This is a genomic window from Caldithrix abyssi DSM 13497 (assembly GCF_001886815.1).
Lineage (GTDB): Bacteria > Calditrichota > Calditrichia > Calditrichales > Calditrichaceae > Caldithrix > Caldithrix abyssi.
The window spans coordinates 3909471-3935668 of sequence record NZ_CP018099.1 but is presented as its reverse complement, the minus strand read 5'-3'; the positions used below and the strand labels follow the sequence as shown (position 1 = coordinate 3935668).

The following is a 26198-nucleotide window of genomic DNA, read 5'->3' as shown; positions in this document are numbered from 1 at the left end:
GGCGTTGGCTAAGCAAAAACAGGCTGTCTTTCGTTTTTATGCGGAATTGAACGATTTTTTACCGGGCCCATTAAGGCAAAGAGATCAGGTTTACCATTTTTGGGGTAATCCCGCCGTTAAGGATGCGATCGAGGCGCTGGGCGTGCCCCATCCAGAAGTCGATTTAATTCTGGTAAATCAGAGGTCGGTTGACTTTGCCTACCGTTTGCAAGATGGCGATCGTGTGGCGGTTTATCCGGTGTTTGAGCTGCTGGATATTCAAACGGTCACGCGTCTTCGTCCCGAACCGTTGCGACGCGTTAAATTTATCCTTGATTGTAATCTTGGTAAGTTAGCGCGCAAATTACGCATGTTAGGCTTTGACTGCCTGTACCAAAACAATTACCAGGATGAGGAGATTGTGCAGATCGCTTTAAAAGAACGACGCATCATTTTAACCAGAGATGTGGGGCTTCTTAAGAATAGGGCGGTAACGCACGGCTATTGGGTGCGTTCTACCCGGCCGCCCGCACAGGTAAAAGAGGTGTTGCAAAAATTTGATCTATTTAGGCGCATTCAACCCTTTTCCCGTTGCCTGGAATGCAACGGCGTGATTGAACCGGTCGATAAGGGGGACGTTGAGGATGCGCTTCCGCAGCGTGTGCGCCAAACATTTAACACCTTTTATCGATGTAAGCGTTGTAAAAAAATTTACTGGCAGGGTTCGCATCATGAACCCCCAGTTTGACAGTTAACGCCAAATTTTTCAAAGCCAAATCAAAAAAAACATATAATTAAGTTTCTCTGTTTCAATTTCTTTGTAGTCTATGCAGGAGTGCTTTTTTATTTGCTATCAAATCGTTTTATTATTATATTCATTCTATGTTTGTTAAGGTGAGTCGATCCAAAAGAAATAACAAAGTCCATGAGACTTTACAAATCGCTGAGTCCTACAGAGACTCAAATGGAAAAGTACGCCATCGAATCTTGCTGCATTTAGGCCCTACCGACAAATTCATCAAAAAAGACGTAGACACGCTTATCAACGGACTTTTAAGGGCTAAGGGGTTAACTTTACAGGACTTAGATAGCAATATTGATAATGTCAAGGCCTTCGGTCAAATCTGGGCGCTTGTCCATTTATGGAAAGAGCTTAAAATGAGCCAGATTATTGCCAGGCAAAAGGAAAAAAGCGGAATAAAGTTTGATCTTGAAGCTCATTTAAAAAGTCTGATATTTAACCGCCTGGATGATCCTTCTTCCAAACTAAAACTACTCACCTGGTTAGAAACCGTTTATATTCCGGGTATCAACAAAGACGACATTCGTTATGAGTATCTTTTAAGAGCGATGGATTTTCTAATAGCTCATAAGGAAAAGATTGAAACCCAACTTGCTAATCGTTTACTAGATCTGTTTAATCAGGATCTAAAGGTTTGTTTTTATGATTTAACATCAAGCTACTTTGAAGCCGAAAACTCATTGGTAGAAGGCGATATTCGTCAGTTTGGTTATAGTCGTGACCACCGCGGGGATAGAGAACAGATCGTAATTGGCGTAGTGATGACCGGAGATGGTATTCCTATAGCCCATTACGTCTTCCCTGGCAATAAGGCTGATCGCTCTACCTTGCAAGAGATGCTCAATGATATTCGCAGGCGATTTAAGGTAAAAGATATCCAGCTGGTGGCAGACAAAGGTTTATTAAGCAATGACAATCTCTGGCATTTAATCCAACAAGGTTATGAGTTTATTCTTGGAGAGAGTGTTCGTCAGAGCAAGGATGCCAAATCGGTTATAAAAGAAGCCAATGCGCATAAAGAGGCGACTGGTGAGACGATCTATGAGCGCCTAACGGAGCGTGAAATCAAGTCAAAAGATGGTAAAAAGGAAAAGATAAAACTTCGTTATGTGGCCAGTTACAATGCCGCCACGGCATTAAAGCGCTATAAAAATCGCATCAATCGTATTAATGAATTTTTAGAGCTGTCAGAAGAGATTAAGAAAAAGGGAATAAACACAGAAGATAAATATCATCAAATAAAGAGTGTATTATCAAGAAAACGTTTAAGTCGTTTCTTTAATGTTGAATTAACAGAAGATACGATAGAGATTCATAAGCAAGATGAGGTATTATCAGAAGAAGAAAAGAGCGACGGTTGGTTTATAGTGATAAGCAATGCTCATGACCTGAGTAAATCAGAACTCATAGCGCGCTATAAAGATTTAAAATATGTGGAGCATGGTTTTTACGAATTAAAGCATAGTTTGAATTTACGTCCCAATTTTCATTGGACAGAGAAGCGTATCAGGGCTCATGTGATGGTATGTTTTCTTGCATTCCAGATGGCAGTATTGTTTGAGAAGCGTTTGAGTGGCATAAAATTAAGTTGGCAGCGTGCTATGGAGAGCCTGCGTCGAGTCGTGGTTGTAGAATGGGAAAATGAAGGGAGACGTCGTAAAGGATTATCCAGAGTGCATGGCGAACAATTGGAAATATTTCAGGAGATAGGCAGCAGCAAGCCAACGCTTTTATCTTTGTAGTGACAACTTAACGAAAATGAAATTAAACTAACTTAATAATAATAAAGGAATTATGTTCCATACAACTGTCAAACTCAAGATGAACGCATGCTGAAAACAATCAAAGAATTTACGGGAGGAAACGTTTGATCGTTTCAGCCGCAAGGCAATACTTAACCGCCTTTCCGAAAAGCAGGAGAAAGGCGGTTAGTCATTTAGCAGGGGCGCCTGTTCGTCGGCATGGTAAGAGCTGCGAACCAGCGGCCCCGATTCCACATGTTTAAAGCCCAGCTCGATGGCAATGCGCCTCAGCTCCTCGAATTCTTGGGGGGTGTAATAGCGATCCAGCGGATAGTGCTGTTTGGTGGGCGGCAGATACTGGCCGATGGTTAAGATGTCGCACTGAATGGCGCGCAAATCTTTAAAAAGTTGAATAATTTCGTCCCACGTTTCGCCCAGCCCAACCATAATGCCGGATTTGGTCACAAAATCCCGTTTTTTAGCGTGTTTCAGAATAGATAACGAGCGATCGTAGCGCGCCTGAACGCGAACTTCTCTTTGCAGGCGTTCGACGGTTTCCAGGTTATGGTTTAAAATTTGCGGTCTGGCATCCAGCACCGTATCCAGATCGTTTAGATCGCCTTTAAAATCGGGGATGAGCACTTCCACGCTGCATCTGGGGTGGAGTTCATGAATCAGGCGAACGGTTTCGGCAAAGATAAATGCCCCGCCATCGGAAAGGTCGTCCCGCGCCACCGAAGTAATTACGGCATGGCGCAAATCTAATTCTTTGACGGCTTCTGCCACGCGCCGCGGCTCCTGCAGATCGTATTCGGTCGGCTTACCGACGGTGATATTGCAAAAGCGGCAGCTACGCGTGCAAACGTTGCCCAGAATCATGAAAGTGGCCGTGCGTCGGCTCCAGCATTCGCCAATGTTCGGGCAACGGGCGCTTTCGCAAACGGTGTGCAATTTCTGGCGATTGATTAAGTGGCGCACGTCGCTAAAGTTGTTGTTCACGCCCAATTTTATTTTTAACCAATCCGGTCTTCTGAGACGGGTGTTGGCCTGACTGTTGGCAGGATCTATCTTTTTAGCCAAGGTAGTTTTCTCCGTTTGTTTTTGTTTTTTAAACGGCGACAATTTAAGAAATATTTCAATATTTACCAAACTGGTGGAAGACAGAAAAACAGGCAGCTTTTTTTCAACAAAGTTCAGGCGGCAATTACAGTTAAATCGGAGACGAAATGACGGTTAAAGCTTGCTTTTAAACGTGTACGCTTATCCTTTCTGCATTTTCCAGTTGTCTTAAATAAAGGGAATCCTTAATTTAAAAAGAAAAAAGAGAGAGAGATGAAGTTAAATCCCAAACAGAACTTAATTTTTTCATTACTGTTGTTGATGATCTCCCTTGCGGCGCACGTTTCCATTTTTTTGGGAGCGGAAATTTTTCCCCGGCTTTTTGACCTATTTTTAACGGGCGGAATGGTTGTCAGCTGGCTGCTTAGCAGTCGCTTTTTGAAGCAGTTGCACAAAAACCAGCCCGCCTTACCGCCGCTGCAAGTTTTACGTTCGAACACGCCGTTCTGGCTGCCTTTTTTTGTCGCCTTTGTCGGTCTTTATGCGGTCATCAATATGGGAATGATGATTCGCACCAATTGGGCGGGCAGCAATTTGCGTGGTATTTCCGGCTTCTGGATGTTCTTTTTTGCCCTGGGCGTTTTAGTAAGCCTGGCAAAAATCAGACAGGAAAAAGGTATTGAGAAAAAACATCTTAACGCTGAGGACACAGGCCAATGAAAGGCATTCCCATTCAATCCAAATTACCCAACTTACAGGTATCCATTTTTGCCGTAATGACACGTCTGGCCGAGGAGACAAAAGCAATCAATCTTTCGCAGGGCTTTCCGGATTTTAATTGCAATCCACGGCTAATTGATCTTGTGTTTCATTACATAAAAACAGGTAGAAATCAATACGCGCCGATGCCCGGTATTTTGCCGTTAAGAGAGGCTATCTCAAGGAAAATAGCCGGGTTGTATGGCGCGCTGTACGATCCGCAAAGTGAGATTACCATTACCGCCGGCGCGACGGAGGCGCTGTACGCCGCGATTACGTCCGTGGTGCAAAGCGGCGATGAAGTGATTATTTTTGAACCGTTTTACGACGCCTACCCGCCGGTCGTAAAATACAGCGGAGGCGTGCCGCGCTTTATCCGACTGAATCCGCCCGATTTTAGAATTCCCTGGCAGAAGGTGAAAAACATCATCTCTAAAAAGACAAAACTGATTATTATCAATTCGCCGCACAATCCAACCGGCGCCATTCTGGAGAAAGAAGACCTTGAAAAATTGGCGGAAATCGTGGATGGAACGTCGATTTTTATTGTGAGCGACGAGGTTTATGAGCACATCGTATTCGACAACAAAAAACATCTCAGCCTGGCCATGCATCCCGCGCTGCAAAGGCGGACCTTTGTCATCAGTTCTTTCGGCAAAACCTACCACACTACCGGCTGGAAGGTGGGGTATTGCGCTGCGCCGGAGCTGTTAAGTCACGAATTCCGCAAGATTCATCAGTTCATTACCTTTGCCGTTAACACGCCGGTTCAATGGGCCTATGCCGATATTCTGAATAAAAAAGAGTTGTACCTGCAATTGCCAAAATTCTACCAGAAGAAAAGAGATCTGTTTCGCAAGGCCATGCTGGCTTCAAATTTTGATCTGTTGCCCTGTCGGGGAACGTATTTTCAGGTTGCCGATTATTATAAAATTTCCAGGGAAAGTGATCTGGAGTTTGTCAAAAAGCTTGCAACAAAGCACGGGGTGGCGGCCATTCCGCTATCGCCCTTTTATGATGAGGAACCGGAACAACAGTTAATCCGCTTTTGTTTTGCCAAACAGGACGCCACCTTAATTAAAGCGGGAGAACGATTATGTCAGATTTAAGAGTCACTCTGGTGCAAACCAACCTGCACTGGCAAAATCCGTCCAAAAACCGCAGCGCTCTGGAAGGGAAATTAAAAGAGGCATCGGCGCAAAGCGATCTGGTGGTTTTACCGGAGATGTTTACCACCGGCTTTTCCATGGAAGCCGCACATCTGGCAGAGGAGATGGACGGTCCCACCATCGGCTGGATGCGTAAGTGGGCCGTAGAAATGAACATCCACCTTATTGGCAGTCTTATCATAAAAGAGGACAATCGCTATTACAATAGATTGATCTGGATGACGAACAGAGGCGAATATTATCACTACGACAAAAGACATCTTTTTCGTATGGCCGGCGAACACGAGGTTTACAGCGCGGGCAATAGACTGTTAACCATAAAAGTCAAAGGCTGGAAGGTCAGGCCGTTCATTTGCTATGATTTGCGTTTTCCTGTCTGGTCGCGCAATGTGGACCTGTCCTACGACGTGGCTATTTATATTGCCAACTGGCCGGAACGCCGACGTACCGCCTGGCGCACGCTTTTACAGGCCCGGGCCGCGGAAAATCAGGCTTATGTGGTTGGCGTTAATCGAATTGGAGTGGATGGATTGGGAATTAAATACAGCGGAGATTCGCTGGTGGTTGATCCCGTAGGAAATATTTTGGAAGATTTAAAAGACGATGAAAAAGTAGTTACCGGGAAATTATCAAAGAATCAATTAGAGCAGTTTCGAAATAAATTTCCGACCTGGAAAGATGCCGACAAATTTCAGTTATCCGGTGTGGAAGAAAAAGTAATTTCTTTAGATGAGTAACTTCAAACGATTTTTGTCAGGATAAATCATATAAGTTTTGTCATTGTTTTTAAGTGCATAAAAAAGAAAGCTCTCCCAAATGATGCGGGAGAGCTTTGTAAGTTTTGTTTTTTTGTGAAACTTTTGAAAAAATAATTTTTTCCATTTGAATAGCCATTAACCAGCTATTCAATCGAAATAAAACAAATGATTAATATTTTAATAAAAAAAAACTTATTTAATTTACCTTTGCCTGCCCGGTGGCCAGACGGGCGTTCTTTTGTACCAAGCGAGCTCTGAGCGTAGCCGAAATGTGCCCTGAGCGGAGCCGAAGGGCGTCCTTTGCGGTTAACTAAATCAAAGGTTTCTTTTTGTAATTGCTCTCTTCCAATTTCCATTAAATATTGTGGTTCATTCAATAGAAATTGTACACCTTGCGTAAATAGTTCTGCCCAATAGCGGCCCCCAGATGTAAATAACATCGGTCAGTGCACCGGATTCATCATAAATGAGAGGAGATTCGATATCATTTTGTTGAAAATCAAACAGGTTTTTGGCTCCTAAGGCGAATCTAACAGAATTATTCAGTGAATATGCAATTTCGCCGTTTACCACTAAAAAAGCCGGAGAATTTTCTAATTTTGTTGATCCGTCTTTGTTTAAAGCGATCCCATAAACTTCTCTTAATTTCATAGGTCCTGTGAGCTGACCATCCAGATTTATGGAGGTGTTTCTAAAAACATCATCAAAACTTAATGACCATTTGAACTTTTGCTCCGGACGCGCATGCCCTAAAACTCCTTCGGCAAGCTGATATCGTTGAAAAATGTAACCGAGTGTCAAGTACAACCTGTTAAAAAATACGTTATTGTAATTCAACTCAAGACCATAAATCGAGGATGGATCCTCGATGTTTTTTACAACAAAGCTTTGGGTAATATAATCATTATAAGCAATGATATAGTTGTTTATGCGGTGGTAGAACAGAGAGAAAGACAAATTCTGATTTTGTCTGGTAAAGTCCAGTGAAAGATTAATACTTTTTGATCTCTCAGCTTTCTTAGCCAGGTATTTAGTGTGATATTTGTATTTTGCGCCGGTGCCATGATCCAACTCGTAAAAAGTAGTTGGCGCTCTAAAGCCTTCTCCGTAAGAAAAACGAAAGGTCCACGATGAATTTATTGAACTTTTTAGAATGAAAGAAGGAGTAAAAATCATTCCATAAATATTGTGATGATCGAACCGCAAACCACCAACTATTTCTGTACTTAAAGTAGGCGAATAATCCAATTGCGAAAAAAGTGATGTGGTTTTGTAGTGGTATGGGTGGATGGCCGTATTTTCATTCAGGTCTTCTGTTCGATAGGCCAGACCGGTTGTTAAATTTAATTTTGTATTGAATTTTCGGTTAAATTGAATTTCATTGAACGTGAGATTCTGAGTAGCAACATAAACAAATCCTTCATAATCAGAGTCTTGAAAATGAGTGGTGTAACCGGATTTAACTATCAATTCATTTTTTGAAGAAAAGTTGTGCTTAAATTCAGAAACGACATCAAACCGTTTGGAAAGGATTGATTCTGTAAAGTTTCTAAAAGTTAAGGAATCAATTGTTTCAATAAATGAACGACTTTCGGCTATAGCCCCGCCCTGTCTCTCTTCGTTTAAGCTATTAATTCTGATTTTTAATTGCGTCTTTTCCGATAATTGAAAACTCATTTTCCCATTTAAAAAAGAACGTGTATTACCGGCAAATTCAGTAAGGCCGTCTTGATCCCGGTCAACGGGCTTAATGTTGTAGAACTCTCCAGAAATCAAAATCCCAACGTTACCTGGTTTAAAAGAAGCACTTCCGTTAATTTTCTTTTCGCCGTATTGGCCTAATTGTGTTTCGAAATTCATTTTAGGAACAAAGGAAGGTTCAATCGTACGAATATTGATGATGCCAGCAATCGCATCGCTTCCATACAGAACAGAGTTAGCACCTTTGATGATTTCTAATTGATCGATTAAATTAGCCGGTAGTTGAAGATAGCCATAGGTTTGTCCAAGGCTGCTAAAAAGCGGAATTCCATCGATCAAAACCTGCGTATAGCGGCCCGGTAAGCCCTGTAAGGAAACGGTGGATGCATTACAAATAGAACATTCAATCGATGGATCTACTCCGATAATCGATTGTGTTGCTTCAAGAAAATTTGAAGGATTACGGCGTTTGATTTCTTCAATGGTAATGACATCTGTTTTAACAGGAGAATCTTTTAAATATCGGGGCATCCTTGTGCCGGTAACAACAATTGCCTCACCTTTAAGTATTTCAGGTTTTAATCCAAATTCTAAGTAAATATTTTGATTGGTTTTGACCTGAACCTCTTTTTTAACACTCCGATAACCAATCATTTGAGCCAGAATTCGGTATTGGCCGGCAGGGATGTGTTCAATTTTAAAATTGCCATTTTGATCGGAAACCGCGCCGAGTAAAGTTCCTTCTATCACGATGTTAACCCCTGGTAGAGGTTTGTTGGTTGGTTCGTCGAAAATATATCCGGATATGGATCCATTATCTGGTGAAGTAGCGTTTGCAAAATTTATGGCCAGTAATAAAAAGAAAAATATCACAATTTTGTTTAACATCTTAATTTGCCTCCATTAAAGTTATTAATTTTTTCCTGAATTGATTTTAAAGGAAAAAAATAATTGGAGGCGCCCTTCCTGGATTTTGTACAAAAGCAAAATCAAAAAAAAATGGGTTGGTTCTAAATTTTTGCAGTATATGAAGTAATTTTAACCGGAAGCGAGAAAGGAAAATGATGATTAAAAAATAGTTAACTACTGTGGTCAAAAAATATACCAGATATTCTAATTTTGTATGAGTATGAGAAGAACCGGAAGAAGAATGAGGTAAAGCGTGGCTATGTACCGCAATTTGACCATTAGGAAGAAAATGAACATGTAAAAAGAGCACGGAAAATAATGTTGTTAACATTAAACAACCGGCAAGCAAAACAGAAATTGTGTTTCTCAATTTTTGATTTTTCGTGCTCCGAGTATTCACTTTAAAAATCATTTTATTTTTGATAAATCCGCAATGTTAATAATTACCAACAAATGTTAAATAATTATAACAAGCCAAATTTAACAGTCTTATCAGCGAATGTCAAATTTTGTTCATGCGATCGGGGTTGATATTCTACGAAATGATATAATCAGTGATCTTTCACGTATTTCAAGTGTGCCCCGCATTTTTTTCGGCAGTCGCTGGCGCCGAAACCAGTTATTAAAATTTCTCCCGCGCTTTGTTGATTAACCTGGCATTCGTCTGCGCTGAATTTTTGCACGGCGATAATGGTAACAGCGGGGTGAGTTGTCAGATAGTCGATATGCCAGCGTCGCGGTTTAACTTTTTTAAAATGGCGACAGATGCGCTGATCGATGTTTTTACGGGCGCTGCCCGTGTAAAGGTAGCGCCCGGCGGGTAGGGTAAACCGTCCCAGAACACCGATGGTTAAAGTGATGGGCTCTTTGATTTCCAGCGTCAACTGGTAGGTAATGTAACGCTGCACATTCATTTGCGCGTGAACCGCAAAATGATGTCCTCATGTTCCGGAAACTGGCTGAGTAGATCATCTCGTCGAGCCAGTTCAAAATCTTCAAATTCAAATCCCGGGGCCACCGTGCAGCCAACCAGCGCGTAACTAAACGCGTCGGAAGCCACGCCGTTAAGAACCTGTGCGGCGAACCAAACGCCGTGTGGGATTAATAGCTGAAACTGTTCTCCCTTTTCAATATCCGGCCCGAGAAGTTTTTTTTCTAATTGCCCGTCCGGATACAGTAGATACAAGACAACGGTCTGGCCTGTGTAAAAATGCCACAGTTCATCCGATTTAAGGCGGTGGAATGCCGAAAAACTATCGCCAGGCAAAAGGAAGTAGATGGAGGTTCCCATGCGATGCGCTTTAGAGTAACGTTTATTCAGGGCCGAAAGAGGAATGAACTCGTCGCTTCGGTAAACTTCACTGTAAAAACCGCCTTCCGGATGAGGGATGAGGTTCAAACGATTAATCCAGAACGTTTTGGATTTCATGTTATTTCCTCAAATTGAATGATGATTAGCCGTCAGGCAATTTGTTAAGGAAAACGATGGAATGCAAATCCTTATGTTCATTTTTAATTTAGATTTTTTGCGCCGTTGATCATCAGGTGAATGACCGGTGTTCTTTTCTCGTAAAAATCAGGAAAACATTGCAAAATGAAGGACATCGTTGGCGCCAAAAGCGTAAAATAAAATTACTTTTTTAGGCTGATTGGGATATTTTCTCATTTTTAAAACTTCAAACGTTCGGTGGATTAAAAATTTGTTTGGAATATGTTAATAAAAAATTATAAATTAAGGATGTTTTCTGACCGGTTTAATAATAAATTGAAAAATTGAAGCGATAATGAAGGGAACAAAGACGAAGAGAGTTCGTTAATTATTTTCGACTAATCTGATAATCCGACATTCATCGTCTGGCGGTTTATTGACAAGTAAAAATATAATTACTAAATTCTGTTTGCGATTTGAAATTCAATGGAATTTTATTTTTGCATAACCTGCAATACGTTTTCTTAAAATAAGCGGATAACTCTTATTAAGAAATCTAACTCGTAAAATGGTTACGAGTTTATTTTCGATTTTTACAAAGAAGATGATGGTAGTGGATTCGAATAAAAAAAGAGCTCAAAAGGAGTAGGCATGGACTTTTTTAATCTTCATTTATTATCGACCTATCTTAAAAAGTGGTCGTACAACGATAACAAGGTAACGTTTAATTATTCTTATTGCTGTGAAATCGGCTATGATCGCAGCCATGTGGACATGCGGCTTGGCTCTCCGGTCAATATGGTCAATGAATTTTTAAACAATGTCTTTCATCGCGCCAAGGAAAAAATCAACGAACAAATAGAGGCCAATCCGCAAGACCCCAATTTGCAGCAGAGCAACGGTTCGAACATTATTCTGGTAAATGAGCCTGAGGTAAAGCGTAAGTTGAGCGTTTTCTTTTCAAAAATATTAAAAGAGTTTAATAACAATAAACGTTCACGTGGACGTTCGAGAATCATTTCCACGCGCAGCCTGGATTTTTATTACAACGATTTTGAATACGAACCGTTGAGCGACGAAATTAAGTTTTATGTACATTTGAATCGCGGCCTGAATAAAATGAATGGCGATCTGTATTCCAACGCCGTGGATGATCTAAAAAATGCTCTGGCCTTTAAACCGGAAGATCCGCAGGCCAATAAGAACATTGCCAAAGCATTGATGAAATTGGGGCGATTTGAAGAAGCGGTTAAACACCTGGAAATTTACACCCAGGCCGAAAAGAGCGATGTAGCGCTGCACCAACTGGGGTTGGCTTTTATGAAACTGGGAGATCTGGACAGGGCCGAAGAAATCTACAAGCAAATTGAGAAAGAATTTCCCGATTCTTTGTACGGTCTCTTTGGTCGGGCGCTGATCAATTACAAGCGCGGAAAAGGGTTTAAACAAAAGCTGGACAAAATCTACAAAATAAATCCGGAATGGTTGGCCGAGCACCTGCGTACAGAGTGGAGTTTCAACCTGCCAGGCTACGAAGAAGACGAAGAAGCCAAATGGAATGCCGCCACCGCCGCGCGTTATCTGGGCTTTAACCGTCCCTTTGATTTAACCCGCAAAGCCTTTAATAATGAGATTCCTTCTTATTTTGATTCGGAAAAAGGAACCATTCGTTTTGTAAAGGCCGAACTGGATGCCTGGGTAGAACTGGTTAATCGCTACAAGCTGGAACCGCAAAATTATGAAACGCACGAGGAGTTATTGACCGAACAAGAAAAGCAAAAAGCTCAGCGCAAAAGAGGCAGACGGCCAAAAAAAGATCAGAAAAACGAAGCGGTGGAAGAACAGGTTGCCTGAGGCGACGGAATGCTGAACGTTTAATCGACGTCCGATATACAGATGCCGTATCGTTTGCTGCTGATAAATCCCTGGATTTACGATTTTTCCGCCTACGATTTATGGAGTAAGCCGTTGGGCTTACTTTATCTGGCTTCATTTTTGCGTGATCAGGGATTTGAAATCTCTTTTATTGACTGTCTGGATAAATATGCCGGCGAGCAAAAGGTCAAAATCCGCAAATACGGAACCGGCCATCTACCAAGAAGTATTGTCGAAAAACCGGAAATTTTAAAACACATTCCTCGCCACTACGCCCGTTACGGGATATCTGAAGAACTGTTCATCGAAAAATTAAAGCAAAACGCCAACGTTCATGCCGTTCTGATTACTTCCATAATGACTTATTGGTATCCCGGTGTAAAACGGGTGGTGGAGTTGGTTCGCAAGTTCCTGCCGGACAAGCCGATTATCCTGGGCGGAATTTACGCTTCCCTTTTGCCCGATCATGCCAGAGAAGTCATCAAACCAGATTTTTTGGTAACCGGCCCCGGCGAGTTAAAAACCCTGCGCCTTCTGGCCGACCTGTTTTCGTTGCCCTTCGATGCTTTTAACCTGCCGGCCACTCTTGATGATTATCCCTATCCTGCGTTTGACCTGATTAATCATCCCGATTATTTAATTGTGATGACCTCGCGCGGTTGCCCGTACGGTTGTTCCTTTTGCGCCCAAAAGCGAATTGCCATGCGCTTTACACAGCGTCAACCCGAGCGTGTGGTGGAAGAATTTGTCCGGCAATACCGTCGGTTTCGTTTAAGAGATTTCGCTTTTTACGACGACGCGCTGTTTATTGCCAAACAAAAACATATTGAGGTGATTTTACAGCGCTTGTTAGAAAAACGTCTGCCCCTGCGTTTGCACACGCCCAACGGACTTTTTGTTAAATATGTGGATCGACAGCTGGCCGAATTGATGTTTGCCGCCAATTTTAAAACCATTCGTTTGAGTTTTGAAACGGCCAATGCCGAGCGCTGGAAAGACATGTATTCCAAGGTCAGCGACGAGTCGATGATCGAAGCGGTGCAGCATCTTACGCAGGCGGGCTTTCGACCCAAAGACCTGGAAGCTTATGTGATTATGGGATTGCCCGGTCAAACTCTGGAAGAGATTGTGGCCAGCATCATTTTTGTGAACAACCTGGGCCTACAGGTGCGCCTGGCCTCCTTTTCGCCCATCCCGGGCACGCGCGAGTTTGAGCGGGCAGTGGAAATGGGGCTGATTACCCGAGATATCGACCCGCTTTTAACCAATAAAGCCATTTTCCCTTTGCGCAATGAAAAAATTACTTATGAAACATTTCGGAAAATTCGTAAATTGTCCCAAATATTAAACGAAGCGGCAAAAAACGAACTGCCGTTATTCGGCGATGAAGCGCTGGGGATGGCTGTAAAAAAAGTTGTGAGAGAGATGCAATGAGTCAAAATGTGTATCCGGTAAAAAAGGGTAATGAATACGAGTTGAAAATTGAACGCCTGGCCTTTGGCGGGCAGGGCGTGGCGCGCATTGATAATTACGTGATTTTTGTTAAACGCGCCTTACCTGGCGACCACGTAAAGGCCAGAATTGTTAAACGCAAAAAAGACTTTGCCGAAGCGTTTGTTACGGAAATTCTTCAGCCCTCTCCATATCGTATTGATCCGCCCTGTAAATATTTCAGCTGGTGCGGCGGATGTACCTGGCAGAATATGAAATATGAAGATCAATTGTATTTCAAACGAGAAATCGTCCGCGACACTCTGACCAGAATTGGCGGATTTAATGAGGTGGAAGTTCATGCCGTTCTGCCCTCGCCCGAATATTTTGCCTATCGTAATAAAATGGAATTCTCCTTTTCCGATCGCAGATGGCTGTTGCCCGAAGAATTGAACCAGGCCCATATTTCCAAAGAGTTTGCCCTTGGTCTGCACGTGCCGGGAACCTTTGACAAAATATTACATATTGAAACCTGTCTCCTGCAATCGGAAACAGCCAATCAGATTTTGAATTTTATTTCCGACTATGCTCGAAAAAATAATCTGCAGCCCTACGGAATCCGCAGCCATCAGGGTTATTTAAGGTTTCTGGTCATTCGCGAAAGCGCCTTTAACGGAGAGTTGATGGTGAATCTGGTTACCGGTCTGGATGAACCAGAACGCCTGAAACCGCTTGCATCCGCACTATCTAAAACATTCCCTCAGGTTGTGAGTGTGGTGAACAATGTGAATACGCGGCTGGCGCAAATTGCTCAGGGCGAAAAAGAGCATCTGCTTTACGGCCGCTCCTACATTCAGGACAGGATCGGGCCATTTATTTTTAAAATTTCGGCCAATTCATTTTTTCAAACCAATACGCGACAGGCCGAGAAGCTGTACGAGAAGGCAATTGAGTTTGCCGGTCTGGATTCGAATTCTGTTGTATGGGATTTGTATTCGGGAACGGGCACCATTAGTCTGTTTCTGGCGCGCCATTCCAAAAAAGTGATTGGCTTTGAAACGGCGGTTAGCGCCGTGCAGGATGCACGGCAGAATGCCAGCGAACACGGAGTCCAAAATGCGGAGTTTGTGGAGGGCGATTTGCTTAAAACCATGCCCACGGTTGGCGAAAGGCCTGATGTCGTTGTCACCGATCCGCCGCGCAGCGGAATGCACGAAAAAGTGGTGCGTATGATAAAAGACATTGCCCCGCAGACTATTGTCTACATTTCATGCAATCCGACCACTCTGGCCCGTGATCTGAAGATTTTAAGCGATCGTTACCGCATTGAAAAAGTGCAGCCGGTGGACATGTTCCCGCAAACTTATCACATTGAAACGGTCGTTCAATTAAAGCGAAGATAAAATTATTTTCATGAACAGGCAAACCATCCGCAAGCTGAGTTTTGATGAGATTTTCAGGCGTCAGCCCACGCTGGAAGAATTGAAAAAACTTCCGCGTACGCCCATTTCTGTGCTGGTTGAGGATATTCGAAGTATGCACAACGTGGGCAGCATTTTTCGCACCAGCGACGGCGCCCGAATCGAACATCTGTATCTTACGGGTTTTACGGCCCGTCCGCCGCGCATCGAAATTGACAAGACCGCTCTGGGAGCTACAGACAGCGTTCCCTGGTCTTATCACAAAGATGCGCTGGAGGTCGTGCAGCAGTTAAAAGAGAAAAATATAGCCATTGTAACGCTGGAACATACCTCGCAAAGTCAGAATTATTTTGAGGTTGAATATCCCTTTCCCCTCTGTCTGGTACTGGGCAATGAAGTAGAAGGCGTCAGCCAGCAGATCGTGGAACAGGCCGATCTGGCGATTGAAATTCCCATGCTGGGCATCAAACAATCCTTAAACGTCAGCGTGGCTTATGGGATCGTTTTATATCATATATTGGGTAACTATCTAAAAAATCATTCATTTAAGCTTGACATGTACCGTATTGACCGATAAATTGTAAAAGTTTGTTTAATAAAGGCAATGCTTATGGCCGAAACCGCAATCGTGGTACTTGACCGAAGTCCACATCAAAGCGAATATCTGGTTCAGTCTTTTAAAGAACACGAAATCCCCGTGATTTACAACGCTGTGCTCGATCCAATCCTCGATTTACCTGACGAATACCGGCGGCGATTGTACCTTGTGGATTACCACACCTTAACCCTTGAAAAAAGGGAATCGGTTATCAAATTATTTAAAGGCTTAAAGAATGAAGACCGGGTGATCGTTTACAATGTAACCCCGGATGCCAATAAGCGAATTGTCTTTTATGAGCTCGGCGCCTTCCGCGTTTTTGATCGAACGGTGAATATCGAAGAAGTGTGCGCCAACGCTCTGTGGTGGTATGAGCAAATAACCACGCATCCCGATATCTCCGATGTGCTAATGGAAGGGCGCCTGGAGAATATTGAATTTATCCATTTTTTATGGGGCCTTGCCCGGCGAAAAGTTAGCGGCATTCTTGAACTGACCATGAAACGCAATCATGGCGAGATCTATTTTAAAAACGGGCAGATCATTCATGCTCAGGTTTTGACCCATCAGGGGCTGGATGGGCTGCTGCACATGGCGTTATGGCAAAATGGAACATTTTCTTTAAAACGTCACAACACAAAAGACATCGAACAAACCATTCACAATACGTTATTGGGTCTGATCATTCTAATTTCCGACTTAAAGCTTAAACTCTTTTCCATTCAGGATCAATTCAAATCTGAAATGAGCGTCTTGCAATTGGTAAATGCCGGCGACCTGCCCCTGTACAAAATTAATCTGGACGCGGGATTTGTGGAATATCTTTCTCAGCCCAGAGAGTATGGCGATGTGTTGGAAAATCCTTTTTATCCCAATCACCAGACCATGATGATTTTGCAGCAGTTAAAAAAGACCGGCCTTTTACGAGTTAATGAGCCCATCGAAACCATCATCGAAAAAGAGGCGCCGGCTTTTGAGCACATTTACGAAAGCGTAAATACATTAAACGAGTTTAGATTTGACCCCGAAACGCTTAAACAAATCAAAACAACCCTGGCGCTCAATACGGAAGCTCCGGCAAAAGTGGTGGTCATCTGCGATGATGAAGAATTGCTGAAGCACTATCTGGCCTCGCTGGCCGGCGGAGCCGATCGCGTCATTTTTGAATACAACATGCATTTTATCCGCTTCTCTCTTGGAGAAGGTTACGAAATTATTCTGATTGGCATGATGGCAAATCCGCAACTGTTAAGGCTATTATCGGTAATGTCCGAAGAAATTAATGGTTTTATCTTTCTGATCAACGCGCAAAATCTGGCCAACGTGGGCTACTACAGCTATCTGATCAACCAGTCTCTGGTTCAGCATCCCGTACCGGCCGCCTGTGCGGTCACCTTTTTCAATGAACGGCAGATGTTGGAAAAAATAAAAAATCATTTTTTCTTAAACTGGAATGTCGCCTGGACCCAATTTGAAGCCAACGACGCCGATTCCATGGTTCAGATATTAAGCTCCATAAGCCCCGTAGAGCCTATTGAGGGAAAAGAAAAGGAAGAAGAGGGGGAAGAGGAATGATCCATGTAGCGGTAGTAGCCAGAGAGAAAAACTGGTTCGATCAGTTAATAACGCGCATTCCTCGCCTGCCCATTTCATTCAGGTGGTTTGAAAATACCGGGGATTTCTTAAAACGCATTGAATTTGAAGACTGGCATCTCATTTACATTGTTGAAAAAGATGCGGAAATTCTGGAGCGCGGCCTGGCAGAGTTGACCGGCAATGGCTTAAACGTGCCGATAATCTGTTCAACGGGCAAGTTAGACCAGGGGCAGCGGCAATTGATCTGGCAGTTAGGCGTAAAAGAGATCGTCCCCTGGCCGGTGACGCGGCAGGAGTTAGAGCATATTTTAAACGCCTATTGTCACTTTTACGCCCCCAACCCGGAGAACGATCGTTGTTTGTTTCGTGGAAGTCTGGATTACATCGACGGGGTGGAGCTCCTGCGCGCTCTGTGTAAGGAAAAAAACAGCGGTATCTTGAATTTTAACTGGGGCGAGCGAAACGGCCGCATTGAACTTAACAATGGCCAAATTATTCATGCCGCCTATCGCCAGTTAGATCCCCTGACCTCCATTTTGGTGTTAACCTCCTGGCGCCATGGCGAGGTTTCTTTTAAGGAAGAAACTTATATTAGCAAACGCTCCATTATGCTATCCAATGAACAAATATTTAACGAGTGTGAACAATATCTGGAGGAACGCGCGCAATTGCTTCGCGCCTTTCCCGGCGCGGATGTCAAATTATTTACCCATCCGGATTTGAATTTTGAGGATTTTGGTCCAAACGAAAGGGCCTGGCTATACAAGATGTACCAGGGAAAAACCCCTGGCGAAATCAACGATCTCTACGAAGGCGATTTTAACTTTTTACTGAAAAAATTGAAATTGTGGTTGGAAAAACAGTATATCCTTCCGGAAAGCGAATATCACCGCATCAAAGCTAAAAGAGATGAAGAGAAAGCCGCCTCAGGAGTTAAGCGGTTGATTAAAAAACTATTCGGCGCCGACCAAAACAAAATCGAAGAAATGGAAGAGGTAAGACCAGTGGAAATTAAACGGGAAGCTCTTCCCTGTTATTTTCACGATTTCAAGGCCTTGCAAACCTTTAAATCTTTATTGGAGGAAGCTTGAACCATTTAATTCTGGAACTGGCAGTTTTTACCAGAAACTGGAAAAAAATATTGGAACTCTGGCCCAACGCCAACATCAAAGAAAGTCCTCTCCCGCTTCAATTGCGTTACATCCATGAGAAAATAAACGAAAAGGCCGGAATGCTAATTTATTTGCTGGATATGACCGATGAAAAAATAAAAGATCGGCTGGATATTATAGTACCCTACGTTCCGTTTTGCATGATGTTTGTGGATGAAATTGACGAAAGTTTAGAGAATGATATGGAAGCGTACCTGGCGCAGTTTGAAACGCCTTTATTTTTAGTGTTGCCAGAAGATGAAAATTTAAAAGAAACCATTACACAAATTTCGCATCTGGACTATAAACTTCCCGAGATTGTAGTGCTTGAGCAGGAGGCAGATCCTGGCAGAGCCATGAAAAAGTTAATCCATAAAATATTGGAAAAGTTAAACCAGGAGCCGGATGTTCAGATCATTAACCCATCAACGGAAGAAGAGCCGCTTTAACCAAATCCTAATAATTTTCTAATAATATGGAAATAGAAAATTAGAAAATTGAAGCGGTTTCAAAATAGTCCGAGGATGAAAAGTGGCAAAAGCTAAAATTTACATCGTTGATGATGAAAAAGATATTCTGGATTTGGTTGATTACAATTTGAGTAAAGAAGGTTACGAAGTTGAATGTTTTACCAGTGGAGAAGAGATCTTAAGAAAAGTAAAAAGTGAAGTACCCGATCTGATTCTGCTGGATTTAATGTTACCGGGTGTGGACGGGCTGGATGTGTGCAAGGTGTTAAAACATACGCCGGATACCGCCGGCATCCCGATCATCATGCTGACCGCCAAAGGCGAAGAAGCGGATATTGTTACCGGACTGGAGCTGGGCGCCGACGATTACATCCCCAAACCTTTTTCGGTAAAAATTTTGTTAGCCCGCGTAAAGGCCGTTTTAAGGCGCAAAAGTCAGAAACAGGCGGAATCGATGGATGTGATTCGCATCCACGATTTAATGATTCACCCCGGGCGCCGTGAGGTGCTGGTGAAGGATAAGCCGGTTCATTTAACTTACACGGAGTTCAGTCTGCTTTATTTTCTGGCGCAGCGTCCGGGCTGGGTGTTTACGCGCTACCAGATTGTGGACGCCCTGCGCGGCGAAGATTACCCGGTGACCGAACGTTCCGTGGATGTGCAAATTGTCGGTCTGCGCAAAAAATTAGGAGAAGCCGGAAAATACATCGAAACCGTTCGCGGCGTCGGATATCGATTTAAGGAGCATATATGACCCATAAACGCCAGTTGTGGCAAACTTTTTTTTCGTTTTCAGCCATCAGTGTTTTTTTTATTGCCATCATTGTATTTTATACGGTAAATAAGTCCAGGCATTTAATCAAAGATATCTATTTTGAAGAATTGCAGGTTAAAGGACATGTTGTCGCACGATTAATTGAGCCGCAGATAAAAAATAATGATTTTGACAATGTGAACGCCGAGCTGAACCGGCTGTTTTTCGATTTGAAATCGTACGTAACGGTCATATTGCCCAACGGAAAGGTGATCGCCGATACGCGTAAAGACCCCTCTTTGCTCGATAACCATGCCGATCGACCGGAAATTAAAGAAGCCCTGCTCGGACATGTGGGCAGAAATATTCGCTACAGCTATTCGGTAAATAAAGAATTGTTGTATCTGGCCCTCCCCATATTCAATAATGAGGACAATAAAGTCATTGCCGTTGTGCGGATGTCCATGCCCTATCAGCATGCCGACCAGGTCTTTTCCGCTTTGCAATATCAGATTATTTTGATCTTATTGCTGGGATTTTTATTGATTCTGGTTCTCTTTTATGTGGTGGCGCGGCGTTTTAGCCAGCCCCTGCTGGAAGTTGCCGAGTGCATGGAAAAGGTAGCCGCAGGCGATTTTAAAGTACGTTTACCCGATTTTTCGGCCATCGAGCTGCATCGGATTTCAGCGGCGTTTAATCAGCTTATCGAGAGAATGGAAGACCAACTGCACAAAATCCATGAGCAGAAAAATCAACAGCAGGCCATTTTTCAGAGCATGAACGAAGGCATTTTAGCCGTTAATAAAGAGGAACGCATCATCGCCATTAATCGCGCTGCCGCAGAAATTTTGAATATTTCCGCAGATGCCAAAAATCGCAGCATGCACGAAGTAATCCGCAATAGTGAACTGATTAAGGTAATTGAAAAGGCGCTTGCTACGGATCAGCTTATTGAGGACGAGATTGTGTGCCGTGGCGAACCGCGGCGCTACATTCAGGTGCATGGCACCTGCTTAAAAGATGAGGCGGGCAATACCATCGGCGCCATGGTGGTGCTATCGGATGTTACGCGGATTAAACGCCTCGAAGAAATTCGCAAAGATTTTGTGGCCAATGTTTCTCACGAAATCCGCACGCCGCTCACTTCTATCCAGGGCTTTGTAGAAACTTTACTCGATGGCGCATTAGCCGATAAAGAAACAGCCGAGCGTTTTCTGAATATCATTCACAATCAGACCAGACGTTTGAATATGATCATTGAAGACCTGATGGTGCTGGCTTCGCTTGAACAAAAAGAGGAGCGCTCCGAATTTCAATTTAGCGAAGATTATCTTGCGCCGGTGGTGCAAAACGCCATCCTGGTGTGCCAGTCTCAGGCCGATGACAAAAATATCCGTATTACGTCCGCCTGCCCCGAAAAGTTAAAGGTTAAAATGAATCCTTCGTTGCTGGAGCAGGCCCTGGTTAATTTAATTACCAATGCCATCAAATACAGCCCGGAAAATACCGAGGTTAAAATTGAAGTCACTCCCGGAGAAAGGGAAGTGGAGATCAAAGTCGTTGATCAGGGAATTGGCATCCCCAGCGACTATCACGATCGAATTTTTGAGCGCTTTTATCGTGTGGATAAAGCGCGCAGTCGTCAACTGGGCGGAACCGGATTGGGACTCTCCATTGTTAAGCATATTGTTAATGTGCACAACGGGCGCGTGGCTGTAGAAAGTAAAGTGGGCAAGGGAAGCACCTTTTATATTTACCTGCCCTATGAAAAATCGTAAAACCGCCCCGGAGTTGTTGGCATTGAAACCGGACAAAGCAAGGTGTTGGCGTTAATCGCACCGGGCTGTGTGTCCTTTTGATGTGTAAGCCGCTGTTAAAATCAACTTTTTTATTTACGCTCTCTGGCTTTATTCCTCTCTTTTTATTACTTTACCACAAAATAATAAGGAGAGGAAAATGGGATATTTAAGAGGCCTTTCGAACTATCTCAAAGAGAACTATCGGCGCGATATTTTATCAGAACATCTGGAAGCGGGAGATGTTCTGGATTTTCATATCCACGGTCATAAAACACTCCGCGGCCAAATCAAGCAAAATCTCAAATACGATCTGGTCGTTAAAGGTATGCAAGGCAATCTGCGCCAGATTCCAAAGGTTCATATTAAATTTTTTTACTCTGCCCAACATTCATCAAAAATAGCGCCGTTTATTCAAATCGATGAGGCGATTAAAGCGCGCCAGTTGCAGCCGATTTTAAATCCAACGCGCCGCTACCACGTGAAAAATAAAACCCTGTATCCCATGATGATGCTCAAAAAACCGATTCGTCTGACGCTTTTGGAGGGCGAAGTTTTACAGGGAATTATCGGCGATTTTACAGTGTACGAAATTATTTTACAGTTAAACGATGAGTTGCAGGTGGTTGTATTTCGCCATTCCATCTTCCAGTGTGTCGATCCGGAAAACGGCAGAAACTTGCTTAAATCTTTTCAAGATACGGTCCGAGACTGGGAAAAAACACCTTTGTGGGTAAACGAAGAGACGGGGGAATAGATGAAACGTTCGATCGCCATTTTAATTACGCTTGTTTTTATGGGAGGGCTGTTTTCTGGCGACTTCAATAAACAAATCTGGCGGCAGCTAAGCGGATCGGCTTTTGTGGACAATGTGTCCTATCCTGTTTTACAGCGCATCTGCGATGAAGCCGGCGGTCGGCTGGTAGGCAGCAAACAAAATGAAAAGGCCATGGACATATTGATTGAAGAGCTGAAAAAATTGGGTTTAGATGCCAAAAGAGAAAGTTTTAATATGCCCGGCTGGGTGCGCGGCGATGACGAGATTAAACTTTTAGAGCCCACTGAAAGAACGTTGCGCTGCGCGGCTCTGGGATATGTTAACCAAACGCCACCTTTTACTGCTCCTTTGGTGAACGGACATTCCGGCCAGAAAGAAATTTTGGATTCCATTGATGTTCATGGAAAAATTGTTCTGATTCCGCCCGAAAAGCCCAAAAAAGGAAAGCAACCTCTGCGCTCCGAAGTGATTCGCTATGCGGCAGCCAATGGCGCAAAAGCGGTGCTGTTTGTGAACAACAAAATCGGCGGGTTGATGCGTGCCGGTACTTTTAGCTTTCAGGGCGAGCCTGCGCCCATTCCGGGTTTTAGCATTACCTATGAAGAAGGGCAGTGGCTGAAACGGCTTTTAGAAACGGGGAAGATGCCCAGGTTAAAAATCACAACCCGTTCCTATTGTACGCCCATTACCACGGCCAATATCGTGGCAACTATCCCGGGAAAGGTCAAAGACAAAATTGTGCTCGGCGCCCATTTCGATAGCTGGGATTTTGGTCAGGGCGGCATTGACAACGGTAACGGCAGCGCCATCTTGCTGGAAGTGGCGCGGCTCATCCATCAAATCCATCCGCAAAACCATTTTACGCTGGAGTTCGTCTGGTTCAACGGCGAAGAGCTCGGTTTGTGGGGATCGAAAAAGTACATGGAAAAACACGGCAACGAACCGATTGCGGCCATGGTCAATATGGATATGACCGGTCGCCCAACGGGATTTAATGCCATGGGCTTTGACGATTTTTTGCCCTTTTTTGAAACTCTGGCCGAAAACCTACAGGGATATAATTTAACAGTCGGCGCGATCAGCCGCTCCTGGACCAACAGCGATCACATGCCCTTTATGATGCAGGGAATTCCGACCTTTACGTTAACGGCGCATCTGGATAAGGATCAGGGACGGTTTTACCACAGTTTTGGCGATACCTTTGATAAAGTGCGCAGTGACTATCTTTCTCAGGCGGCGGGTGTAATCTCGATCATGGTGGTTGAATTGGCCAATCGACCGCAACTACCCTTTCAAAAATTGGACAAAGAGGCCGTTACCAGAATGCTGAAAAAATTTAACCTGGATGAAATACTAAAACGTCAAAAGGAATGGTCTTTTGAATAAAGGAAACCTTTGCCGTTTCTATGAGTTTTTTGAGTTGAGTGGCTCAGGAGTTTGAAAAGGAAATTTTAATTTAAACAGAGCAATGAATCCAGTGAAGTCCCCGGAAAAAGACTTGATTTTAGCTCAGAATTAATTATCATAAATAAACGTGGAATTTGTCACGGTTCTGGACATAAAATTCGATTATTCTAACTAAAGCCCAATTGCTGTACGATTAATAAACATGGAAGATCATTGCAGGATGCATATTAAATGAAGATCAATAAATATTTGCCGATTGTCCTTTTTGTGGTTTTACTCGATTTTCAGGCTATTTTTAATTCCAACTGGGATAATGTATCCGAGCGGCAAATTATTTTCAATAAACTGGATAAGCTCTACCATCAGCAGAATTTTTACGCTTATTACGACTCACTGCAAAACTTTTTATTAAAAGTCAATCCCCGAATTTCCGATGGCACAAAGTTTAAGTTTGCCTTTGCCGCCTATCAGAACAAAGATTTTAAGAAAGCGGCCAGGCTTTTTAGTGAACTGAAGGAATCGGGCTTTTTACCGTCTTACAGCGCTTATTTTGAGATAAGGAGCATCTGGGGAATGGACACGAGCAGAGCGTTGCCTCTGGCTCGCGATTATTTAAAACAATACCGAAACAGCCCGCTGGCCGATTCGCTTTTAATCCCTCTGGCCGAAACCTGTTACCGCCAGAAAAAATTTTTAGAAGCGCGCAAATATTTTCAACTGGCCATCGAGCGAAAAATCCGTAAAACGCAACGAGTGGAGTTCAAGAAAAAGGCGGCCGATTGTTTGTGGTTAAGCGGGCGTAAGGATGCCGCCCTGAAAGAGTACTATCAGATCATTAAAAAACATCCTTCGCACCAGGTGTGCGAACAATTGGTGGATGAATTAGAGCAAAAAGCGCCCGAATGGTACCGGAAAAAGTTCCTGAAAATTTATCCGGTTTTAAGCAAACACCGCAGATATGACGAGGCGCGCGTAAAATTAGAAAAATTTATTCGTGAAACCAGCGACGTAAAACTACAGGAAGAAGCCCGCTACCTGCTGGTGCGAAACTACTATGCCCAGGGACGATATTCCACCGCGCTGATCGGCTTTAAAAATTTACTGGCCAATCTTAAAAATAAAGCGCTGGAGCCTAAAATTCGGTTATATCTGGCGCGCGCTTATCTGGCGGTTGGCAATGTGCAAAAAAGCATAGATCTTTACAAGGAATATGCGGATCGCTATCCACGGCGCCGAATGGCCGCGGAAGTCATCTGGAAGGTGGCCCTTTTAGAAGAGCGCATGGGCCGTTTGCAGGATGCTTTATCTTTTTATCAAAAGTTGTATCGACGCTGGCCGCATTCTTCCTTTGGCTCAGAAGCGCGCTTCAGGTACGGCTACACGTTGTTCAGGCTGGGAAAGATTGAGCAGGCAGAACGCGTATTTAATAAAATCCGTTTCAGCCGCACAAAAGATTTTTTTAAGAATCGGGCGGCGTACTGGGTAAGCATTTGCCGCGAAATGAAAAGCGACACCTTAACGGCCAGCAGAATCAGAAGAGACCTGGCCCGCAACATGTGGGATGATTACTACACTTTAAAAAGCTACCTGCTGGAAAAAGAGTACATGGACTCCACCAATGCGTTAATCAAAGCGTTTAAACGAATTCGCAATCCGCTGAACTATTACGGCAAAGGATTTCAGAAGCACATCGACCATTTTGAAAGAGTTTTTTTGATTGACGATTTGTTGGGGCGCTCGTATGCCGTGGCCGAACTTTCCACCTTAAAAATCGATCGGCGGGAAATTCAGGAATGGATTGCCCTGGCCGAAACCTACAAAAGGCTTAAAGAGTACGGCCGCGCTTACCGATTGTACGATCAGATCAATCAACGCTTTTACAGCAAGCTTGCCTATGGCGAAAAACTGTTTATTTTACGCGAACGCTTTCCCTATTACTATGATCAGATTGTGGATAAATTTTGCCGGCGCTACGGCCTGGAAAAGGAGCTGGTATTAGGACTCATCAAGCAAGAAAGCGCCTTTGACCATCGCGCAAAGTCGTTTGCCAACGCTTATGGTTTAATGCAGCTTATTCCGACCACGGCGCGCGATATGGCGTTTTTGGCGGGAAAGCGATTGAAAAATATCGATCTGTTATTCGATCCGGAGTTCAATATCCATCTGGGTACGCTGTACTTAAAACAGCTGCACAGACAGTTTAAAGGAGACAAAGCCAAAATACTGGCGGCTTACAACGCCGGTCCGCACCGCGTTAAACGCTGGCTGAAATTAAACTATTCCAACCATACAGACGGCTTTATCGAAAACATAGAGTTCAAAGAAACCAGAAACTACGTAAAGCGCGTCATGAAAAATTACTGGGCCTACAAATTACTGTACAATGATTTTCAGGTCGATCGCCGGACACTGCTTTCCATGGAAGACGATCTGGAAAATTGGTCGCTGGCTTTCGGATTTTAACGGAAACCAATATTCTTCACTGTCACGAGTGCGACGGTGAAGACAAAGCGTTTCATTTCCTGTCCCGCTTGTTTAGGATACTTCCTCTGGAAGATCAATCTCGCCCGGGCGGGATTTGAAAATTTTTGTGCTGCTGGATTGGTTGAATAGT

At 43.5% G+C, this 26198-nt stretch carries 21 protein-coding genes; 17 read left to right on the top strand and 4 right to left on the bottom strand.

The genetic code is table 11. From position 1 onward, the window contains the following. Positions 1-4 precede the first annotated feature (4 nt). Positions 5-727 (top strand): Mut7-C RNAse domain-containing protein, encoded by a 723-nt coding sequence (locus Cabys_RS15435; protein ID WP_006927062.1) that lies wholly within the window; start codon positions 5-7, stop codon positions 725-727. A gap of 134 nt (positions 728-861) precedes the next feature. Further along, positions 862-2523: an IS1634 family transposase gene (locus Cabys_RS15430; protein WP_006927061.1), complete on the top strand. Its 1662-nt coding sequence runs from the start codon at positions 862-864 to the stop codon at positions 2521-2523. A gap of 186 nt (positions 2524-2709) precedes the next feature. On the opposite strand, the gene lipA is transcribed toward Cabys_RS15430, so the two are convergent. Continuing rightward, positions 2710-3657, bottom strand: a complete 948-nt coding sequence (lipA, locus tag Cabys_RS15425) for a lipoyl synthase (RefSeq protein WP_174269977.1) — start codon at positions 3655-3657, stop codon at positions 2710-2712. A 198-nt stretch (positions 3658-3855) separates the two neighbouring features. Here lipA and Cabys_RS15420 point away from each other — a divergent pair, with 198 nt between their 5' ends. The 3 genes from Cabys_RS15420 to Cabys_RS15410 are packed head-to-tail and all read left to right on the top strand — an operon-like array spanning position 3856 to position 6247. Next, a complete protein-coding gene (locus Cabys_RS15420; protein ID WP_006927059.1) occupies positions 3856-4302 on the top strand; it encodes a hypothetical protein in 447 nt (148 codons plus the stop codon). Then, complete coding sequence (locus Cabys_RS15415) at positions 4299-5450, top strand: methionine aminotransferase (RefSeq protein WP_006927058.1); 1152 nt, start codon at positions 4299-4301, stop codon at positions 5448-5450. Before Cabys_RS15420 ends, Cabys_RS15415 begins: the two co-directional genes overlap by 4 nt. Beyond that, positions 5438-6247, top strand: coding sequence for an amidohydrolase (locus Cabys_RS15410; RefSeq protein ID WP_006927057.1), 810 nt, complete (start codon positions 5438-5440; stop codon positions 6245-6247). Before Cabys_RS15415 ends, Cabys_RS15410 begins: the two co-directional genes overlap by 13 nt. A gap of 390 nt (positions 6248-6637) precedes the next feature. Here Cabys_RS15410 and Cabys_RS15400 read toward each other — a convergent pair whose 3' ends face one another. From Cabys_RS15400 to Cabys_RS15385, 3 genes are all read right to left on the bottom strand, one after another. Further along, positions 6638-8857 (bottom strand): TonB-dependent receptor, encoded by a 2220-nt coding sequence (locus Cabys_RS15400; protein ID WP_006927056.1) that lies wholly within the window; start codon positions 8855-8857, stop codon positions 6638-6640. Between the two features lie 572 nt (positions 8858-9429). Continuing rightward, positions 9430-9792 (bottom strand): GIY-YIG nuclease family protein, encoded by a 363-nt coding sequence (locus Cabys_RS15390; protein ID WP_006927054.1) that lies wholly within the window; start codon positions 9790-9792, stop codon positions 9430-9432. Next, positions 9789-10307, bottom strand: coding sequence for a cupin domain-containing protein (locus Cabys_RS15385; RefSeq protein WP_006927053.1), 519 nt, complete (start codon positions 10305-10307; stop codon positions 9789-9791). The genes Cabys_RS15390 and Cabys_RS15385 overlap by 4 nt, the downstream gene beginning before the upstream one ends. Positions 10308-10958: 651 nt before the next feature. On the opposite strand from Cabys_RS15385, the gene Cabys_RS15380 reads away from it, so the two are divergent. The 12 genes from Cabys_RS15380 to Cabys_RS15325 all read left to right on the top strand — a co-directional run bounded on the left by Cabys_RS15380 (position 10959) and on the right by Cabys_RS15325 (position 26047). Then, a complete protein-coding gene (locus tag Cabys_RS15380) occupies positions 10959-12161 on the top strand; it encodes a tetratricopeptide repeat protein (protein ID WP_006927051.1) in 1203 nt (400 codons plus the stop codon). A 42-nt stretch (positions 12162-12203) separates the two neighbouring features. Beyond that, entirely contained in the window at positions 12204-13616 is a 1413-nt protein-coding gene (locus Cabys_RS15375) for a B12-binding domain-containing radical SAM protein (RefSeq protein ID WP_006927049.1), read from the top strand. Continuing rightward, positions 13613-15016 carry a 23S rRNA (uracil(1939)-C(5))-methyltransferase RlmD gene (gene rlmD, locus Cabys_RS15370; RefSeq protein WP_006927047.1) on the top strand — a complete coding sequence of 468 codons (1404 nt, stop codon included), beginning with the start codon at positions 13613-13615 and terminating at the stop codon, positions 15014-15016. Before Cabys_RS15375 ends, rlmD begins: the two co-directional genes overlap by 4 nt. 10 nt (positions 15017-15026) lie before the next feature. After that, positions 15027-15611, top strand: coding sequence for an RNA methyltransferase (locus Cabys_RS15365; protein ID WP_006927045.1), 585 nt, complete (start codon positions 15027-15029; stop codon positions 15609-15611). Between the two features lie 33 nt (positions 15612-15644). Further along, positions 15645-17207, top strand: coding sequence for a DUF4388 domain-containing protein (locus tag Cabys_RS15360; protein ID WP_006927044.1), 1563 nt, complete (start codon positions 15645-15647; stop codon positions 17205-17207). Continuing rightward, positions 17204-18319: a DUF4388 domain-containing protein gene (locus tag Cabys_RS15355; RefSeq protein ID WP_006927043.1), complete on the top strand. Its 1116-nt coding sequence runs from the start codon at positions 17204-17206 to the stop codon at positions 18317-18319. The genes Cabys_RS15360 and Cabys_RS15355 overlap by 4 nt, the downstream gene beginning before the upstream one ends. After that, complete coding sequence (locus Cabys_RS15350; protein WP_006927041.1) at positions 18316-18828, top strand: hypothetical protein; 513 nt, start codon at positions 18316-18318, stop codon at positions 18826-18828. Before Cabys_RS15355 ends, Cabys_RS15350 begins: the two co-directional genes overlap by 4 nt. A gap of 82 nt (positions 18829-18910) precedes the next feature. After that, entirely contained in the window at positions 18911-19603 is a 693-nt protein-coding gene (locus tag Cabys_RS15345; RefSeq protein ID WP_006927040.1) for a response regulator, read from the top strand. Next, positions 19600-21381: a two-component system histidine kinase PnpS gene (gene pnpS / locus Cabys_RS15340; protein ID WP_006927039.1), complete on the top strand. Its 1782-nt coding sequence runs from the start codon at positions 19600-19602 to the stop codon at positions 21379-21381. Before Cabys_RS15345 ends, pnpS begins: the two co-directional genes overlap by 4 nt. A 178-nt stretch (positions 21382-21559) precedes the next feature. Then, positions 21560-22156 (top strand): hypothetical protein, encoded by a 597-nt coding sequence (locus tag Cabys_RS15335; RefSeq protein ID WP_006927038.1) that lies wholly within the window; start codon positions 21560-21562, stop codon positions 22154-22156. After that, positions 22157-23563 carry a M28 family peptidase gene (locus tag Cabys_RS15330; RefSeq protein WP_006927037.1) on the top strand — a complete coding sequence of 469 codons (1407 nt, stop codon included), beginning with the start codon at positions 22157-22159 and terminating at the stop codon, positions 23561-23563. Between the two features lie 252 nt (positions 23564-23815). After that, positions 23816-26047: a transglycosylase SLT domain-containing protein gene (locus Cabys_RS15325; protein WP_006927036.1), complete on the top strand. Its 2232-nt coding sequence runs from the start codon at positions 23816-23818 to the stop codon at positions 26045-26047. Positions 26048-26198: the final 151 nt, after the last annotated feature.

Coding starts and splice junctions, on each gene's coding strand:
- Cabys_RS15390 (WP_006927054.1), bottom strand. CDS start 9,792: ATGAATGTGCAGCGTTACATTACCTACCAGTTGACGCTGGAAATCAAA.
- Cabys_RS15360 (WP_006927044.1), top strand. CDS start 15,645: ATGGCCGAAACCGCAATCGTGGTACTTGACCGAAGTCCACATCAAAGC.
- Cabys_RS15375 (WP_006927049.1), top strand. CDS start 12,204: ATGCCGTATCGTTTGCTGCTGATAAATCCCTGGATTTACGATTTTTCC.
- Cabys_RS15380 (WP_006927051.1), top strand. CDS start 10,959: ATGGACTTTTTTAATCTTCATTTATTATCGACCTATCTTAAAAAGTGG.
- Cabys_RS15410 (WP_006927057.1), top strand. CDS start 5,438: ATGTCAGATTTAAGAGTCACTCTGGTGCAAACCAACCTGCACTGGCAA.
- Cabys_RS15335 (WP_006927038.1), top strand. CDS start 21,560: ATGGGATATTTAAGAGGCCTTTCGAACTATCTCAAAGAGAACTATCGG.
- Cabys_RS15385 (WP_006927053.1), bottom strand. CDS start 10,307: ATGAAATCCAAAACGTTCTGGATTAATCGTTTGAACCTCATCCCTCAT.
- Cabys_RS15430 (WP_006927061.1), top strand. CDS start 862: ATGTTTGTTAAGGTGAGTCGATCCAAAAGAAATAACAAAGTCCATGAG.
- rlmD (WP_006927047.1), top strand. CDS start 13,613: ATGAGTCAAAATGTGTATCCGGTAAAAAAGGGTAATGAATACGAGTTG.
- Cabys_RS15365 (WP_006927045.1), top strand. CDS start 15,027: ATGAACAGGCAAACCATCCGCAAGCTGAGTTTTGATGAGATTTTCAGG.
- Cabys_RS15355 (WP_006927043.1), top strand. CDS start 17,204: ATGATCCATGTAGCGGTAGTAGCCAGAGAGAAAAACTGGTTCGATCAG.
- pnpS (WP_006927039.1), top strand. CDS start 19,600: ATGACCCATAAACGCCAGTTGTGGCAAACTTTTTTTTCGTTTTCAGCC.
- Cabys_RS15415 (WP_006927058.1), top strand. CDS start 4,299: ATGAAAGGCATTCCCATTCAATCCAAATTACCCAACTTACAGGTATCC.
- Cabys_RS15325 (WP_006927036.1), top strand. CDS start 23,816: ATGAAGATCAATAAATATTTGCCGATTGTCCTTTTTGTGGTTTTACTC.
- Cabys_RS15330 (WP_006927037.1), top strand. CDS start 22,157: ATGAAACGTTCGATCGCCATTTTAATTACGCTTGTTTTTATGGGAGGG.
- Cabys_RS15420 (WP_006927059.1), top strand. CDS start 3,856: ATGAAGTTAAATCCCAAACAGAACTTAATTTTTTCATTACTGTTGTTG.
- Cabys_RS15400 (WP_006927056.1), bottom strand. CDS start 8,857: ATGTTAAACAAAATTGTGATATTTTTCTTTTTATTACTGGCCATAAAT.